Genomic DNA, 17,113 nt, shown 5'->3' on the forward strand with positions numbered 1-17,113 from the left:
CATGCCTCTGGGGTGGACCGGTGAGCAACAAGCTGGAGTGAAACGCTGGTGGCAGTTCGCTACCTTCTTCTGCGCTCTGGGGGTGGCACTCTCCATCTTCCTCATCGCCAGCGGGAACGCGCGAGGGTGGGGGGTGCTCGCCTTCTTCGTGCTTCTGTGGGGCGGAGGAGCCTATGCCCTCAAGGCGATGAAGCGCAGTCGGCCCTAGCCCCGCCCACGAGATCGCCCTCCCCGACGACGCGGGGAGGGCGGTCCGGCGTCGGCCGCGAGGGCGGTGAGGCGCTTACTCGCTGTGCACGATCTGGATCAGGTTGCCGCAGGTGTCGTCGAGCACCGCCGTGGTGACCGTGCCCATCTCCAGCGGCTCCTGGGTGAAGCGCACCCCGAGCCCGCGCAGCCGGTCGAACTCCGCGTGCACGTCGTCCACGGCGAAGGCGGTGGCCGGGATGCCATCCTGGACCAGCGCCGCCTTGTACGGCTGCACCGCGGGATGACCGGAGGGCTCCAGCAGCAGTTCGGTCCCGTCGGGCTCCTCCGGTGAGACCACGGTCAGCCACCGGTCCGTACCCACCGGGACGTCGTGCTTCTTCGTGAAACCCAGCACGTCGGTGTAGAAGCGCAGGGCCTTGTCCTGGTCATCGACGAAGACGCTGGACAGGTGGATCTTCATGGGGTGCCCTCCCGTGCATCGGGCCTGAGCCACCGGGTCGCGATGCGCTCAAGGGGTTCGGTGTCCAGGTCGTGGAACTTGTAGCGGCCCTGGCGCCGCACGACGACGAGACCCGCGGATTCGAGGACGGCCAGGTGCTGGCTGATCGCCTGGCGGGACAGTCCCAGACCGTGCTTGGTCACCAGCCGTGCGCAGATCTCGAACAGCGTCTGGCCGTCCCGTTCCACCAGCTCGTCAAGGATGCGCCGACGGGTGGGGTCGGCCAGTGCCTTGAACACATCCTGCGCCATGACCAGAGGATAGGCAAGTGGTGACTTGCCTATCAAGTCGCCTGCTCGCCGCTGCCGCGCAGTGGGCCGGTCTGGACATCCACCACGACGAGTTGCATACAGACGTCCTGGTGCTACGCGCCTGCCCCCCGAAACCCATGCAGACCGGAACGGCGAGACGGCCGGCCGGGCGCCGGACGCGCGGACGTAGGCGGGACCTCGGCCGGGCGGCCGGGGTCCTTGCCCCAGGAGCAGAATCGATGGCCCGCTTGCCGGCGCTCCTCTGCTCGGTGGCGGACACACGATGTGGGGCGGTGGCCGCTCCCGGCACCGAGACCGGACCCCCGGTGCGGCTCTCGTCTCGTCTGCCCGTCGTGGTGGTGTCCGCCGGACAGGGGACAGCCCGACCAGAAGTGTGGCCCGAACGGCTCTGTCGGGCACCCGGGCACCGGACGAAGGGTGAGGTGGTGCGGACCCGCACGTGCCTCCGTCCGACACTCCGACCCGGAAGGAACGCCCATGTCCGTCGACACGCAGCGGTCGTCCACCCAGCTCACCGACGACGAGCTGAGCACTCTGGACGCCCACTGGCGCGCCGCGAACTACCTGTCCGTCGGTCAGATCTACCTGATGGGGAACCCCCTGCTGGCCGAGCCCCTGCGCCCGGAGCACGTCAAACCGCGACTGCTCGGCCACTGGGGTACGTCCCCGGGACTGAACCTCGTCCACACCCACCTCAACCGCGTCATCAAGGCCCGAGGCCAGGACGCCCTGTGCATCTGGGGCCCCGGGCACGGCGGGCCCGCCGTACTCGCCAACTCCTGGCTGGAGGGGAGCTACAGCGAGACGTATCCGAACGTGAGCCGCGACGCGACGGGGATGGCCCGGCTGTTCAGGCAGTTCTCCTTCCCCGGCGGCGTGCCCAGCCATGTGGCCCCGGAGACGCCAGGCTCCATCCACGAGGGCGGCGAGCTGGGTTACTCCCTGTCGCACGCGTACGGGGCCGCCCTGGACAACCCCGACCTGCTGGTCGCCTGTGTGATCGGCGACGGCGAGGCGGAGACCGGACCGCTGGCCGCCTCCTGGCACTCCAACAAGTTCCTCGACCCCGTCCACGACGGGGCGGTGCTGCCGATCCTCCACCTCAACGGCTACAAGATCGCCAACCCGTCCGTACTGTCCCGGATCCCCGAACGGGAGCTGGACGACCTTCTCAAGGGCTACGGGCACGACCCGATCCATGTCACCGGCGACGAGCCGACGGCCGTACACCGGGCGATGGCCGCCGCGATGGACGACGCGCTGGACCGCATCGCACGCGTCCAGCGCGGTGCCCGCGAGGCCGGCGTCACCGAACGTCCCTCATGGCCGGTGATCGTGTTGCGCACCCCCAAGGGCTGGACGGGGCCCGCGGAGGTAGACGGACTGCCCGTGGAGGGCACGTGGCGCTCCCACCAGGTCCCGCTGTCGGCCGTACGCGACAACGCGGAACACCTGCGCGCGCTGGAGACTTGGCTGCGCTCGTACCGGCCCGAAGAACTCTTCGACGACCAGGGCGGCCCGCGCGAGCAGGTGCTCGCCTGCGTCCCCGAGGGCCCCCGGCGCCTCGGCGCCACCCCGCACGCCAACGGCGGTCTGCTGCTGCGCGAGCTGCCTCTCCCCCCGCTGGAGCGCTACGCCGTCAGCGTCGACAAACCCGGCGCGACGATGCACGAACCGACCCGCGTCCTGGGCGATCTGCTCGAAGACGTCATGCGCGGCACGGCCGACCACCGCGACTTCCGTCTGGTCGGCCCCGACGAGACCGCCTCCAACCGGCTTCAGGCCGTCTACGCGGCAAGCGGCAAGGCCTGGCAGGCGCAGACCCTTCCGGTGGACGAAGACCTCGACCGGCACGGCCGGGTGATGGAGATCCTCTCCGAACACACCTGCCAGGGCTGGCTGGAGGGCTACCTCCTCACCGGGCGGCACGGTCTGTTCTCCTGCTACGAGGCTTTCGCGCACATCGTCGACTCCATGGTCAACCAGCACATCAAGTGGCTGCGTGTCACCCGCCGACTGCCCTGGCGGGCCCCGATCGCCTCCCTCAACTACCTGCTCACCTCCCATGTGTGGCGTCAGGACCACAACGGCTTCTCCCACCAGGACCCCGGGTTCGTCGACCACATCCTGAACAAGAGCCCCGAAGCGGTACGGGTCTACCTGCCGCCGGACGCCAACACACTGCTGTCGGTGGCGGACCACGCGCTGCGCAGCCGGGACTACGTCAACGTCATCGTGGCGGGCAAACAGCCCTGCTACGACTGGCTGTCCATGGACCAGGCCCGCGCCCACTGCGCCCGCGGCGCCGGCATCTGGGACTGGGCGGGAACCGAGAACGGCGGGCGGGAGCCGGACGTCGTCCTGGCCTGCGCTGGCGACGTCCCCACCCAGGAGGTGCTGGCGGCCGCGCAGTTGCTGCGCCGGCACCTGCCGGAGCTCGCGGTCCGTGTCGTCAACGTCGTCGACATCGCCCGGCTGCTGCCGAGCGAGGAACACCCGCACGGCATGAACGACTTCGAGTACGACGGCCTGTTCACACCGGACAAGCCGGTGGTCTTCGCCTACCACGGCTACCCGTGGCTGATCCACCGCCTCGCCTACCGTCGCAGAGGCCACGGGAACCTGCACGTGCGCGGCTACAAGGAGATCGGTACCACGACCACCCCGTTCGACATGGTGGTCCGCAACGACCTCGACCGCTACCGCCTGGTCATGGACGTCATCGACCGCGTCCCCGGCCTCGCCGTGCGCGCCGCCGCCGTACGCCAGCGGATGGAGGACGCCCGGCTGCGCCACCATGCCTGGATCCGAGAGCACGGCACCGACCTGCCCGAAGTCGCCGACTGGGCCTGGGACGGCTGAACTGGCTCTTCGACGAAGGCGCGGAGGAAGTCACCGGGCACCTGAGCGTCACACCTCGGAAGCCACCGCCGCGACCGGGCAACACCGCCGGAGCGGGGTGACGCTCCAGTCGGCCTACGCGGTCCGGTGTGCCCGGAATTCCACTGTCGGTGGGTCGCGAACTGTCGGTGCGCACTGCAGCGTTCGTGGCAGCGGGGGAGTGGGAGCTCGCATCCGCGGAGCCACCGTGGGCCACCGAGGTGGCTGCCGTCCGTGGCGGCAGCCACCCCCTGCTCGATCGCGGCTGAAGACCGCTAGTCGAGGTCGGTGCGGACGCCGAAGCGGTAGGAGCCCGACCCGACCTCGAACACGGCAGCTCCGTTCTCCATCCGAAGGAAGCGGACTCCCTTGGCGGCGACGGTCGGTCGGCCGCCCTCGGTGACCGCCCCACGGGTCTTCGACGGCACGTGAACCTCCGCGACGGTGTTGACCGGCACCGTCACCTCCAGGTCGAGCGCGCCGTTGCGGGTGCTCCACTTCGAGGAGAGAAGGCCGTAGACGGTCTTGAGGCTTCCGGAGCCCTGGGTCAGGTTTCCGCCGGGCGTCGGCGCGATCCGGGAGCGCTTGTAGCCGGGTTCGATCGCTGAGAGGCCGCCGATGTTCTGGAACATCCAGTCACCCACGGCGCCGTAGGCGTAGTGGTTGAAGGAGTTCATGTCGACCGGGCCGAAGTCGCCGTTGGGCATGATCGAGTTCCAGCGTTCCCACATGGTGGTGGCACCGCTGGCGACCTCGTAGCCCCAGGACGGGTAGTCCTTGTGCAGCAGCATCTTGTAGGCGAGGTCGTCCCGGCCGATCCTGCTCAGGGCGGGCAGCAGCAGCGGTGTGCCGATGAAACCGGTCCGCAGGTGGTAGTCGGTGAGCGCCAGTTTGGCCACGAACTTCTCGCCGACCTTCTCGATCAGTGCCGGGTCCGAGACGAGGTCCATGCCGAGGGCCATCGCGTACCCGGTCTGCGAGTTGCCCTTGACGGTGCCGTCGGCTGCGACATAGGCCTTGGTGAAGGCGTCGCGGATGTCGGCGGAGAGCCTGCCGTAGTCGGACGCCGCCGCTTCGTCGCCGAGGGCCCTGGCCGTCTCCGCCATCATGCGGGCGTTCTCGGCGTAGTAGGCCGTGCCCAGGATGCCCTGCTCGGTCGGGTCGTTCAGGTGCAGCCAGTCGTTGGTGAAGAACGTGGTGCGGCCGGGCTCGAGAAGGTCCGGTCCCGCGCTGTCGCGCACGAACTGGAAGAACTTCTGCATGGCGGGGTAGTTCTCCCGAAGGATGCTGGTGTCGTCGTAGGAGCGCCACACGGAGTACGGCACGGTGATCATCACATCGGACCAGCCGACACCGCTGTCACCGAACTGGCCCTGCGGGGTCGGGACGACCGCGGGCAGGTCACCGTTGGCGTACTGGGAGTTGCGGACGTCCGCCATCCAGTGGGAGAGGAACGCGCGGGTGTCGACCAGGTAGTTGGCCGTGGGCGCGAACAGGCTGATGTCTCCCGTCCATCCCAGGCGTTCGTCGCGGGCGGGGGTGTCGGTGGGGATGGAGAGGAAGTTGCCCCGCTGGCTCCAGGAGATGTTGCTCACCAGCTGGTTCAGCATGGTGTCCGAGGTCTTCAGCGTGCCGGTGGACGGGAGGTCGGATCCCCACACGACGCCCCTGACGTCCCCGAGCGCGGGAGGCTCGCTCACCCCGGTGATCTCGATGTAGCGGAACCCGTGCTGGGTGAAGGTGGGCTCGTAGGTCACCGTTCCGGTCTCGGCGAAGACGTAGCGGTCGGTGACCCCGGCGGTGCGGAAGTTGTCGGTGTAGAGGGTGCCGTTCTTGTTGAGCACCTCCGCGTAGCGGATCTTGACCGTCTGGCCGGCGGAGCCGGTGAGGGTCAGCCGGGACACACCGACCATGTTCTGACCGAGGTCGTAGACGTAGGTCCCGGCGGTGGGCTCGGTCATCTTGCGGGCCTTGAGCACCTGGGTCCTGCGCACCGGCTCGTCGCTCTGCGGGACCAGGAGAGCGGTCCGGGACTCCAGGCTCGCGGCGGGCTCCCACTTCGCGTCGTCGAAGCCGGGCCGGCTCCAGCCCGAGGGCATCAGGCCGGCGTCATAGGTCTCGCCGTCCTGCAGGTCGGCCTTTACGTAGGGCCCATTGGCCGCCTTCCACGAACCGTCCGTGGCGATCCACTGGACCGAGCCGTCGGTGTAGGTGATGCGCATCTTCGCGACGAGAGCGGGGGCGTCCCCGTACTGGCGGCTCCAGCCGAGTCCGACCTTGCCGGCCCACCAACCGGTCGCCAGGGATGCGCCGATCGCGTTGTCGCCGCTGTCGAGCAGCTTCGTCACGTCGTAGGTCTGGGACTGGATGCGCTTGTGGTAGTTCGTCCAGCCCGGAGCGAGCACCTGGTCGCCGACCGGCTTGCCGTTCACCTCCAGCTCGTAGACGCCGAGCGCCGACGCGTAGATGCGCGCGGAGGCGACCTTCTTGCCCGTCCTGGTCACGAAGCCCTTGCGAAGCAGCGGCAGCGGCCGGGCCGGGGGCCCGTAGAGGGCGTCCGTGGTGCCGGACACCACGAGGGCGGAGTCGACGATCTCACCGCCGGTGAACGGGTTCTGGTCGGAAGCGAAGTCGGTGTCGAGCAGAGTGCCGTCGTCGGGGCTGGTCACGACGGCGTCGTAGACGGTTCCCCGTTCGCCGCAGCATCCGTGGGTGCGGAAGCCGATGTAGCCCTTGCTGAACGTGGCGTCGGTGAAGGTGTCGACCAGCTTGCCGTCCAGGGTCGTTTTTATGGTGGTGCCCACCACGTCGTAGCGGACGGTGTGCCGGGCGGCGAGGAGACTGGCGTTGGTGAAGCCGTAGGGCGCGAGGTCCACCTGCTTCACCACGCTGTAGTTGCCCTTGACCTGCTTGTGCAGTCTCAGCATCGGGGTCGATCCCGTGACGCTGAACTGCCACATGTAACCGTTGCTCGCGTCGGAGGCTCGCAGGAACATGCCGAGGGCAGCGCTGTCGATCTTGAACTCGACCGTGGCGGTGTAGTCGGTCCACTGGTCCAGCTCACTCGCGGCCTCGGGCCGAGTGATCCACTGGGCGCCGTCCCAGTCGCCGGAGTCCAGCAGGCCCGTCTCGAAGTACGCGTGCGCGCTCCACGGGCTCGCGGTCTTCCTGTCGTCCCAGGCCCGTACGCGCCAGTGGTAGCGGGTGGCCGGCTCCAGGTCAGGACCGCCGTACCGGACGCCGACCTGGCGGTCGGACGCCACCTTGCCGGACGACCACACGTCGGCGGATCCCGGCGTGCGTCCGACCTGGATCTCGTATGCCTTCTGGGAGGTCGCCCGGCGGTCCGACGCCGACTGCCAGCCGAAGACCGGGTCCTCACCACCGATGCCCAGGGGGTTCACCCGGCCGTTGGTGGTCAACGCCCTCACGGAGAACGGCACGTCCGAAGCCGTCGCGGTAGGGGCAGCGGCAGGGGACACGGAAGCAGGCAGGACCGCCGTGGTGCCCCCGATCACGGCGAATACGACAAAGCCCCTCAGGAGTACGAACAGAAGCGAGCGTTTACGGCGCATGGCATCCTCCTATGAATCGTTTCAGGCCGTATGTGTCAGCGGTTGGTGTCGCCGCGAAACACCATGTGCGGGGCGGAGGTCAGTCCGTCGGACCGCTCAGCAGGGTCTCCAGAGCGTTCCCGAGGCGACGGCCGCCCCACGCGGTGGGGCGGCCGTCCGCGGGTCACGCCACCCGGATCCGGACGCTCGCCCCGCTGTGCGAGATCAGGGGCGCGAAGGGCCACGGCACCAGCCCCCGCTCGGCGGAGTCGACATGTGCCGTCTCATCGCCGTCCAGTTCCACCTCGTGCGACGTCTGCCGCCAGGCGGGGTCGTCGGTGCGGACCTGACACGACAAGCGGTGTTCGGGCGTACCGACGCCGAGCGCGTCCTCCCGATGCTCGAACCGGACGGAAACGCCGTGGTGTTGGGTTCCGGACGCTCAAGGCCCATGACGGCCGCCTCGCTTCTCGTCGTGTGCAACGTTCTACGCTTGAAACGACTCAACCCTGAGGTGGAGATGTCCGGCGCGTCAAGAGGCGAAGCTGAGTGAATTGGTGGCGTCCATCGCGTGGGATCGACGTCCGCCCGCCCAGGACAGGTCGCACGCCTTGCGGCGAGGGAGTCGGCTGATCAGGCTGCGGGCGGCGGTGCGGTGCTGCCGCGCACCACGAGGTGGGGTGTCGACGCCATGACGACGGCGCGGTCGCGCCGCTTCTCGATCCGCTCCAGCAGTAGCCGGGCCGCGGTCTCGCCCATCATGGCGCCCGCCTGGTCGACGCTGGTCAGGTTCACCGGCGCGAGGGCGGCGACCGAGGTGTTGTTGTATCCGGCGAGCGAGAGGTCGTCGGGGATGCGCAGGCCGAGTTCGGCGGCGGCGCGGAAGACGCCGGTCGCGGCGACGTCCGCGCCGGCGAAGATCGCGGTGGGCGGGCGCGTGGAGGTGAGCAGTTCCATGGCACCCCGGTAGCCGCCCTCGTCCGAGTACCCGGAGTGCACGACCCGGGCCAGGTCGGCCAGGCCGTGCCGGGCCATCGCCGCGCGGTAGGCGGCCCGGACGTGGTGCTCGGGCCGTTGCTCCCACTGGGTGCCGCGCACCGTCGGATGCGACAGATGGGCCATGTCCCGGTGCCCGAGGGCGACCAGGTGGTCGACGACCAGGTCGACGCCGACCCCGTCCTGGTTGACCACGCAGTCGTACGCCGGGGAGGGATCGTGGTGGCCGACCACCACCGTCGGCACCTCGGCCGCGATGTGCACCACCTCCGAGCGGGAGACGGTGGGCGCGATCAGGATCAGACCGTCCATCTGCCGGTCCACCATCGCGTGGATCAGCCTGGTCTGGTCCTCCCTCTCGGAGGAACCCCCGGAGCCGAGGAACAGCGCGTACTCGGTGTCCCGCAGGGCAGCGTTCACACCGTCCAGGAGGTCGGCGTAGAAGGCGTTGCGGATGCTCGCGAGGAGGACGCCGATCGTGTAGGTGCGGCCCCGCATGCCGCGGGCCGCGGCATGCGGACGGTAGCCCAGCTCGTCCATGGCCGTCTGCACGCGCTCCCGCATCGCCGGGCTCACCCCGTAGGCGTTGCGCAGCACCTTCGACACCGCCGAGGTGGACACCCCCGCGCTGTGCGCGACGTCGGTGATGGTGGCCCTCTTCGAACTGCTTGCCGGTCGCACTCGTGCGCACCTCCGCTGTCATGCACCGCCCCGCCCCGTTGGCGTTTCCGGAACGTTACCCGCGGATGACTTGACGGTTCCGGTCTGTTCGCTCCAACCTTTGGGGCATCTCTTCGTGGAACGTTACACGAGGGCCGCTCGCGCGACAGGGCCCGCGACGGGCGGCTGCACCACGGCCCGGCCGTTCAGGGCGTCAGAAGGTGGTCGATGGCGGACCAGAGGGCGCAGCCACCGTCTATCGCCATCGGTTCACCTCTCTGCCTCGAAAGTCGTCCGCCGGAGGGTTGGTCGGTCCACTGACAGCACAAAGGCCTTCCGAGCGGTGCCTTTGGCGCCAGCCCAAGCCGTGAGGCCGACCTCCTAGTGCCGGTGCCAGACCAGCGTGTAGCGCCAAAACAGTCGTCGGTGCAGCCGTGCACCGGGTAGCGCCTGGCGGGCGTCGCGAACGATGTCTGCAAAGGTCATAGTCGCCGGTTGGGTCGGGGCGGTCATCGAGGCTGGTCGTGGCGCCTTGCGTACCCGTTGTGGGACAGCGGCCCGGTCCAGGCGATGGCTCCCACCGAGAAGAATCCGCCGCCGCCCTCCAGCGCGCAGTAGACCATGTCCGAGCGGACCGCCCGCTGCTCGGTTCCGCCCATCCCCGGGAGCATCTCGAGGATCTCCTCGGTCACCAGCAGGTAGTTGCCGGAGAAGAGCCCGGAGGTGGCCAGGGCCAGGGTTCCGGGCGGCGAGCCGAGCGCCGGGTTCCAGCAGTCGATCTCGGCGCCGGCCGCGCCGCCGCCGATGATGCCGAAGTGGCCCAGGAGCTCGTTCTCGCCGACACCCTTCGCTCCCCGAGGAGCATCTCTGGGTGGTCGCGTCGACCCAGGGCGCGAGGGGTTGCGGGCGGATCCACCTGCGGGAAATGAGCGGCAGAGTCCCCTTGGTATGGTGCGCCGATGGCAGCGATCAAGAAGTTCCAAGTCACCTTCGACTGCGCGGAACCTGAGCGCCTGGCTCGTTTCTGGTGCGAGGTGTTGGGGTACGTCGTACCGCCGCCACCGGAGGGGTTTGCCACGTGGGACGATTTCCAGCGCTCGCAGCCACCTGAGCAGCGGGATTCATGGTTCGCCTGCAGCGATCCCTCAGGTGTGGGTCCGCGACTGTACTTCCAGCGCGTCCCCGAAGGGAAGGCCGCCAAGAACCGGCTGCATCTTGACGTGCGGGTCGGCACCGGACTCGTGGGTGAAGAACGCCTCGCCGCACTCGAAGCCGAATGCGCACGCCTCGTCCCGCTCGGCGCGGTACACGTGCGAACGCTGTATGACGGCAATGATTCGTGCATCCCGATGCTGGACATCGAGGGCAACGAGTTCTGTATCGACTGAGCATTGTCCACGAGGCGCAAACGCTGTGGGCGGCATGTCGGAAGCGGCCAGTAGCCTCGGGCACCATGGGCATTCAGATCGATGTAGTGGCGGGATACCCGATCAACGATGAGGTGGAGAGGGTGCTCGGGCTGGCCGAGGCGGTGGGCGAGCCCGTCACCGTCACGTTCATGTGGGAGGGGCGTGAAGACCCTGTCCAACCCGGCCTCTCCCACGCGAAGTTCCCCACCTTTCGTCACGCCGTACGTGGGAGGTCCTCCCGCGGGCGCGGTGTCAGTGGGTGGCGACCCTTTCCGGGTCGTCCGCCGGGGTGCCCACGCGCAGCCACCGGTAGCCATAGGCGGGCAGTTCGATGCTGAGCAGCCCGTCGTCGGGCACCGTGAGACCGATGTGTTCCTCGTCCAGGAGATCCGTCAGCCTTGCCCCAGGGCCGGCCTCGGGAAGCCTCAGCCGTGCGGTGACCGGCCGACCCGCGAAGTTGTGCACGGCCAGGACCCTCCCGTCGGTGGTGCGACCGAGGTGTGCCAGGACGGGGCGCTCCCCGGTCTCCACGAGACGGTAGTCACCCCACGCCAGTTCGGGAGCCTCCCGGTAGCGCTCGATGAACAGCCGCATGCGGCTCAACAGCGAGCCGGGGTCGCGGCTCTGCTCGTACACGTTGACCTTCTGCGGTCCGAACGCGCCGTCGACCAGCGGGTTGGGATAGGCCTCCGGGCCGGCGGTGGAGAATCCTGCGCCGGTCTCCGGCGTCCACTGCATGGGTGTCCGCACGGCCTGGCGTCCCTCGACGGTCAGGTTCTCTCCCATGCCGATTTCCTCGCCGTAGAAGAGGACGGGGGTGCCTGGCAGGGTGAACAGGAGGCTGTAGGCGAGTTCGACGCGGCGCCGGTCACCGTCGACCATGGGCGGCAGCCGCCGGCGCAGCCCGCGGTCGTACAACTGCATGTCCTTGTCCGGTCCGAACGACGCGAACACCTCGGCGCGTTCGTCGTCGCTCAGCTTGTCGAGGGTGAGTTCGTCGTGATTGCGGACGAACGTGGCCCAGTGGGCGTCCCGCGGGGCGTCGGGACGGGACCGCAGTGCGGCGGCCAGTGGCCCCGCGTCTTCGCGCGCCATCGACAGGTACATCTGCTGCATCGCGACGAAGTCGAAGCACATGGTGAGCTCGTCGCCGCGGTCCGAGGCTGGGTCGCCGAAGAAGCGGGCGAGGCCGTCATAGGGCAGATTGACCTCGCCGAGCAGCACCGACTCGCCATTGCGGCGGCCGAGGAAGGCACGCAGGTCGGCGAGGTACTCGTGCGGGTCCGGGAGCGCTCCGGCGTCTTTCTGGCCGTCCGTCTCCAGCAGGAACGGTACGGCGTCGACGCGGAAGCCGGACAATCCGAGCTGCGTCCAGAACCCCATGACGCGGGCGATCTCGTCGCGTACCTCGGGGTTGGCGACGTTCAGGTCGGGCTGCTGCTTGTAGAAGCGGTGCAGGTAGTACTGGCCGCTGCCCTCGTCGTACTCCCACAGACTGTCCTCCGCGTCCGGGAAGACGACGCCCTGGGGGCCGTCCTCGGGAGGCTCGTCCTTCCAGACGTACCAGTCGCGGTGGGCGGAGTCCCGGCCGGAGCGGGCGTCCCGGAACCAGGGGTGGTCCTCGGAGGTGTGGTTGACGACGAGGTCAGCGATCACGCGGATGCCGCGGTCGCGGGCGGTGCGCACGAACTCGGTGAAGTCGCCGAGGGTTCCCAGGCGGGGGTCGACACCGTAGAAGTCCGTGATGTCGTATCCGTCGTCGCGCTCGCGCGTCGGGTAGAAGGGCATCAGCCACACGCACGTCACGCCGAGGCGCACCAGGTGGTCGATGCGCTGCGTGAGGCCCGCGAAGTCACCGATCCCGTCGCCGTTGCCGTCCTGGTACGTCTCGACGTCCAGGCAGTACACCACCGCGTTCTTCCACCACAGGTCGGACGTACGGGTCAGACGCATCGGTACTCCTTCGCCGAGGCGGGAAGCGGGCGGGTGACGTCGAGTCGAGGTAGTACGTCAGCCGCGAACGCGTCGATGAACCGGCCTTGCTCACGGCCGACATGGTGCAACATCACTGCGTCGAAGCCGAGTTCGGCATACGCCTGAAGCCATGCGGTGTGCCGACCGAGGTCAGACGAGACGTTGACCGTGCGCGCCACCTGGTCGGGCGTGACGTCCTCACTGACGATGTCGAACAGCTCCGCCGAGTCCAGGTCCCAACTGACCGGGGGCGCGTGGACGTTGGTGCGCCACTGGTCGTGCGCCAGCGCGAGGGCCTCGTCCTCGTCGGGCGCCCAGCTCAGGTGCACCTGAAGATGCATGGGCCCACGGCCACCCGCGTCACGGTACGCGCCGACGATCTCGCGCAGCCGTTCATGCGGGGCGTTGACCGTGATCAGACCGTCCGCCCACTCGGCGCACCAGGCCGCGGTGGCCGTGCTGCACGCGGCTCCGATCAGCGGTGGCACGGCCGGTGGCAGGGTCCACAGCCGGGCCCGGTCCACGGTCACCAGCCCGTCGTGGCTGACCTCCTCCCCGTGCAGCAGGGCACGGATGACGTCGACGCACTCACGCAGCCGCGCGTTGCGGACGTCCTTGCGGGGCCAGCGTGCTCCGGTGATGTGCTCGTTGGAGGCCTCGCCGCTGCCGAGTGCCACCCAGAACCTGCCCGGATACATGGACGCGAGACTGGCGACCGCCTGAGCGATGATCGCGGGGTGGTAGCGCTGGCCAGGTGCGTTCACCACACCGAACGGCACCCGGTCGGTGGCCTGGAGAGCGGCTCCGAGCCACGACCAGGCGAATCCGGACTCCCCCTGGCGGACGCTCCACGGCGAGAAGTGGTCCGAGCACATGGCGGCGGTGAATCCCGCACGTTCCGCGTGCACCACGGCGTCGAGCAGATCCGCGGGCGGTATCTGCTCGTGCGAGGCGTGTAATCCATAAACCGTCATGACGAGCGAATACCCCCGGGATCGCCCCACACCGGGCTCCGCGCCTTCGAGTACCGGCCCGGGGCCGCCACCGTCAAGTACGTACGTGCTTTGCGGCGATCGGGAACGGCTCGGCACGGGATCGGGGAGGCCGGAGGTCCGGCGGTACGCGAGCGGTTCGGCGGTACGCGAGCGGTCCGGCCCCCGGCTTCCACCCGGAGCGGGTCTCGTTCGCGCTGCTCTCACCGGCCACGAGCAGAACTCGGATGCCGGTCAAGGGCGTTGGAGGCAGGACGTCTTCGAACCCGCCCTGGTCACCTACGGGACGGCGCCCGCGCTGGTTCTCCCGTTCCCGGCACAGCGCGTGGACCTCCGTGTCCGACTGAGAGCAGTTCCCGCACGGCGCACGGAGGTTGGGGACGGCCCCGGCGTCATGCCTCCTGGTAGAGGTTGATGATGTTGCCGTCAGGGTCACGCAGCCACACCGATCGGCGCCCCCACGGCTGCGTTGTCGGCGGCTTGAGGATCTCGATGCCCTGGGCCAACAGCCGTTCGTGGCGTGCGTCCACGTCGGTGACCTGGAACTCCAGAGTGAAGCCTCCGCCCGCGGCGCCGGCCATCGCCCCCGGCACCATCGACTCCATTCCCTGAGTGGAGTCGAACGACAGCACGGCACCGGGGATGAGCACCCGGGCGAAAGGTGCGCCGCCTTCGACATCTGCGTCCAGGACCGCGGCGTAGAACGCGGCGAGGGCCGGAACGTCATCGGTGATCAGGGAGGTACCGGTGAAGTGTGGCTGCATCCAGGCATCGTAGGTTCGAGGGCCGGACGCCTGGAGCATGGAACGGGTAGAGGCCTTCGAACGCGAAATGATCTTGATGCGGGGATCGCGGCAGGGGAAACAGGTCGTGGACGGGGTGGTGGAGGCCCCAGCGGGTGACCGGTCACGGTCGTCCGCACATCTCCGGGGCCCGGTTACAGGCTGAGTCGGCGCCTCCGTGCAGTCGCTCGCTCAGGGCGCGGCTTGCATGGGGGCGGGGTCTGTCCCATAGTCCGATGTATGGACGCGCGTGAGGCGGCGCTCGGACAGGCGTACGGCCATGCCGTCCGCTGGCTGGCGAGCTTGTCCGACCGCCGGGTCCCCGCGGGCGCTTCGGTCGAGGGGGTCGTGCGCGCGCTCGGTGCCGAGCTGCCCGACGGCCCCAGTGCGCCCGCCGACGTCGTGGACCTGCTGGCCACGGCCTGTGAGCCGGGGCTCACCGCGTTTCCCAGCGGCCGCTTCTACGGATTCGTCGTCGGTGGCACGGAGCCGGCCGCGCTGGCCGCGGATTGGCTGGTCAGTGCCTGGGACCAGAACTGCGTGATGCGTGCCGTCTCGCCGGCGTACACGGCGGTGGAGGACATCGCGAGCGCGTGGCTGCTGGATCTCCTGGGCCTGCCTGGTGGCAGCGCCGTCGGCTTCACCACGGGTGCCACGATGGCGAACTTCACCTGCCTCGCCGCCGCACGCGACGCGGTACTGCGGCGGGCCGGCTGGGACGTCGCAGGCGACGGACTCACGGGTGGGCCGGCCGTACGCGTCGTCGTCGGCGCGGACCGTCACATGGCCATCGACCTGGCACTGCGCTACCTGGGGCTCGGCAGACCCGAGGTGGTGACGGCCGACGATCAGGGGCGCATCGAGCCCGAGGCCCTGCGGCGCACCCTGGCGGCCGGCGGTGGCAGGCCCACGATCGTGGTCCTTCAGGCCGGAGACATCCACTCCGGCGCCTTCGACCCCTTCGCCGAGACGATCCGTGCCGCCGCCGAGGCGAACGCCTGGGTGCACATCGACGGCGCCTTCGGACTGTGGGCGGCGGCCTCCCCGGAACACGCGCACCTGACGGCCGGCTGCGCGGACGCCGACTCCTGGGCGACGGACGCCCACAAGACCCTGAACGTGCCCTACGACTGCGGTCTCGCCATCGTGCGCGATCCTCTCGCGGTCCGCGCCGCGATGGGCCTGCACGGTGACTACCTCATCCAGGACGAACACGGCGACCCCATCGACAAGGTTCCCGAGCTCTCCCGCCGCGGCAGGGCCTTCACGGTGTGGGCGGCACTCAGGTCCCTCGGGCGATCAGGTGTGGCCGACCTCGTCGAGCGACTGTGCCGACACGCCTCGACGTTCGCCACCGGTATCGCCGAGATGGAGGGCGCGACCGTCCTCAACGACGTGGTGTTCACCCAGGTGTGTGCCGAGTTCGGCGACGACGACCGTACACAGCAGGTACTCGCCCGGCTGCTCGACGACGGCACGGCGTGGATCAGCGGATCCACCTGGCACGGCCGACGCGTCATGCGGATCTCGGTGAGCAACTGGTCGACGACCGACGACGACGTGACACACGCACTCGACGCCATCCGGCGCGCAGCTTTCCGAGCCTAAAGGGCGGTCCGCAGAGGGTTCTCAGGTCGGCTTGACGTGGCTGTTCGTTGTCGGCCGCCCCCAGCCCGCCTGCCCGACGAGGGCGAGGTGGTGCATGCGCGTGATGCTGAGCACGGCGTGTGGTGGGCTTCCTTCCAGCCGGGCAGAGCTTCGCCCTTGCGCCGCGCCTGCGGGGCATGACAGGTCGGGTACCGGGACAGCCACCGCCGGCGATTGTGGTGCTCGAGCACAGACGCCACGGCTGGACCCGGACGCTCGCCGTCACCGGCCCTTGACCTAGAGCGCTGTCGAGCACCTAGCGTCTCCGCCATGACGACACCTCAGCACAAGATCGGATCGGGCTTCGGCGCCAGGAGTACCGCGGACGACGTCCTCAGTGGGATCGACCTGTCCGGCAGCACCGCGATCGTCACCGGTGGCTACTCGGGACTTGGTCTGGAGACGACCCGCGCCCTGGCGGGCGCCGGAGCCCGCGTCGTGGTCCCCGCCCGGCGACGGGCGGCCGCTGAAGAGGCGGTCGGGGGCATCGACGGCGTCGAGACCGACGACCTCGACCTGTCCGACCTCGAAAGCGTCCGCGGTTTCGCCGAGCGGTTCCTGGCCTCGGGTCGCAAGATCGACATCGTGATCAACAACGCTGGGGTCATGGCCTGCCCCGAGACGCGGGTGGGCCCGGGGTGGGAGGCGCAGTTCGCCACCAACCACCTCGGCCACTACGCGCTGGTCAACCATCTCTGGCCGGCGATCGCCCGCGGTGGTGCGCGCGTGGTCGCCGTGTCCTCCGGCGCCCACGGCATCACCGGCATGCGCTGGGACGACGTGCAGTTCGAGCGTGGCTACGACAGATGGCAGGCGTACGGGCAGGCGAAGACGGCGAACGTGCTGTTCGCCGTGCAGCTCGACGCGCTCGGCCGCGACGCCGGAGTCAGAGCGTTCGCCCTGCATCCGGGCAGCATCCTCACTCCGCTGCAGCGCCACCTCGCGAAGGCGGAGATGGTCGACGCGGGCTGGATCGACGAGAACGACAACCCGACCGATCCCACCTTCAAGACGCCCGGGCAGGGCGCGGCGACGCAGGTATGGGCGGCGACCTCCCCCAGGCTGGCCGGCATGGGCGGCGTGTACTGCGAGGACTGCGACGTAGCCGAGCCGGCCGGCGAGAGCTCGGAAGGCGGCGTGCACGCACACGCGACCGACCCCGAGCAAGCCGCACGCCTGTGGGCGCTGTCGGCCGACCTCACGGGCGTCGACGCTTTCGCGGCGGCAACCTAGCCAAG

General features: G+C 69.4%; 13 protein-coding genes. 4 read left to right on the forward strand and 9 right to left on the reverse strand.

The features are described 5' to 3' along the window. Window positions 1-283 precede the first annotated feature (283 nt). Window positions 284-670 (reverse strand): VOC family protein, encoded by a 387-nt coding sequence (locus AQJ84_RS26820; RefSeq protein WP_030040652.1) that lies wholly within the window; start codon window positions 668-670, stop codon window positions 284-286. Next, window positions 667-960, reverse strand: a complete 294-nt coding sequence (locus AQJ84_RS26825; RefSeq protein ID WP_030040651.1) for an ArsR/SmtB family transcription factor — start codon at window positions 958-960, stop codon at window positions 667-669. Before AQJ84_RS26825 ends, AQJ84_RS26820 begins: the two co-directional genes overlap by 4 nt. 498 nt (window positions 961-1,458) lie before the next feature. On the opposite strand from AQJ84_RS26825, the gene AQJ84_RS26830 reads away from it, so the two are divergent. Continuing rightward, window positions 1,459-3,843 (forward strand): phosphoketolase family protein, encoded by a 2,385-nt coding sequence (locus AQJ84_RS26830; RefSeq protein ID WP_030040650.1) that lies wholly within the window; start codon window positions 1,459-1,461, stop codon window positions 3,841-3,843. Window positions 3,844-4,136: 293 nt separating this feature from the next. Here the strand turns inward: AQJ84_RS26830 and AQJ84_RS26835 are convergent, their stop codons facing one another. The 4 genes from AQJ84_RS26835 to AQJ84_RS42515 form a co-directional block, all read right to left on the reverse strand. Beyond that, a complete protein-coding gene (locus tag AQJ84_RS26835) occupies window positions 4,137-7,304 on the reverse strand; it encodes a family 78 glycoside hydrolase catalytic domain (protein ID WP_198536385.1) in 3,168 nt (1,055 codons plus the stop codon). A gap of 295 nt (window positions 7,305-7,599) precedes the next feature. Next, window positions 7,600-7,773, reverse strand: coding sequence for a glycoside hydrolase family 78 protein (locus AQJ84_RS43180; protein ID WP_157875010.1), 174 nt, complete (start codon window positions 7,771-7,773; stop codon window positions 7,600-7,602). Window positions 7,774-8,048: 275 nt separating this feature from the next. Beyond that, window positions 8,049-9,092 (reverse strand): LacI family DNA-binding transcriptional regulator, encoded by a 1,044-nt coding sequence (locus AQJ84_RS26840; protein WP_030040646.1) that lies wholly within the window; start codon window positions 9,090-9,092, stop codon window positions 8,049-8,051. 488 nt (window positions 9,093-9,580) lie between these two features. Continuing rightward, complete coding sequence (locus tag AQJ84_RS42515) at window positions 9,581-10,054, reverse strand: N,N-dimethylformamidase beta subunit family domain-containing protein (RefSeq protein WP_198536384.1); 474 nt, start codon at window positions 10,052-10,054, stop codon at window positions 9,581-9,583. Here AQJ84_RS42515 and AQJ84_RS26845 point away from each other — a divergent pair. Then, entirely contained in the window at window positions 10,031-10,459 is a 429-nt protein-coding gene (locus tag AQJ84_RS26845) for a VOC family protein (protein WP_030040645.1), read from the forward strand. The two genes, AQJ84_RS42515 and AQJ84_RS26845, sit on opposite strands and share 24 nt — an antisense overlap. 273 nt (window positions 10,460-10,732) lie before the next feature. On the opposite strand, the gene AQJ84_RS26850 is transcribed toward AQJ84_RS26845, so the two are convergent. The 3 genes from AQJ84_RS26850 to AQJ84_RS26860 form a co-directional block, all read right to left on the reverse strand. Next, a complete protein-coding gene (locus AQJ84_RS26850; RefSeq protein WP_053192649.1) occupies window positions 10,733-12,433 on the reverse strand; it encodes an alpha-amylase family protein in 1,701 nt (566 codons plus the stop codon). Then, window positions 12,424-13,428, reverse strand: a complete 1,005-nt coding sequence (locus AQJ84_RS26855) for a TIGR03885 family FMN-dependent LLM class oxidoreductase (RefSeq protein WP_030040643.1) — start codon at window positions 13,426-13,428, stop codon at window positions 12,424-12,426. The genes AQJ84_RS26850 and AQJ84_RS26855 overlap by 10 nt, the downstream gene beginning before the upstream one ends. Window positions 13,429-13,838: 410 nt before the next feature. Further along, window positions 13,839-14,210: a VOC family protein gene (locus AQJ84_RS26860; protein WP_030040642.1), complete on the reverse strand. Its 372-nt coding sequence runs from the start codon at window positions 14,208-14,210 to the stop codon at window positions 13,839-13,841. A 258-nt stretch (window positions 14,211-14,468) separates the two neighbouring features. On the opposite strand from AQJ84_RS26860, the gene AQJ84_RS26865 reads away from it, so the two are divergent. Further along, window positions 14,469-15,836, forward strand: coding sequence for a pyridoxal phosphate-dependent decarboxylase family protein (locus AQJ84_RS26865; protein ID WP_030040641.1), 1,368 nt, complete (start codon window positions 14,469-14,471; stop codon window positions 15,834-15,836). A 309-nt stretch (window positions 15,837-16,145) separates the two neighbouring features. Continuing rightward, window positions 16,146-17,108 carry an SDR family NAD(P)-dependent oxidoreductase gene (locus AQJ84_RS26870; RefSeq protein WP_030040640.1) on the forward strand — a complete coding sequence of 321 codons (963 nt, stop codon included), beginning with the start codon at window positions 16,146-16,148 and terminating at the stop codon, window positions 17,106-17,108. Window positions 17,109-17,113 lie beyond the last annotated feature (5 nt).

This window comes from Streptomyces resistomycificus (genome assembly GCF_001514265.1).
GTDB classification, from domain to species: Bacteria; Actinomycetota; Actinomycetes; order Streptomycetales; family Streptomycetaceae; genus Streptomyces; species Streptomyces resistomycificus.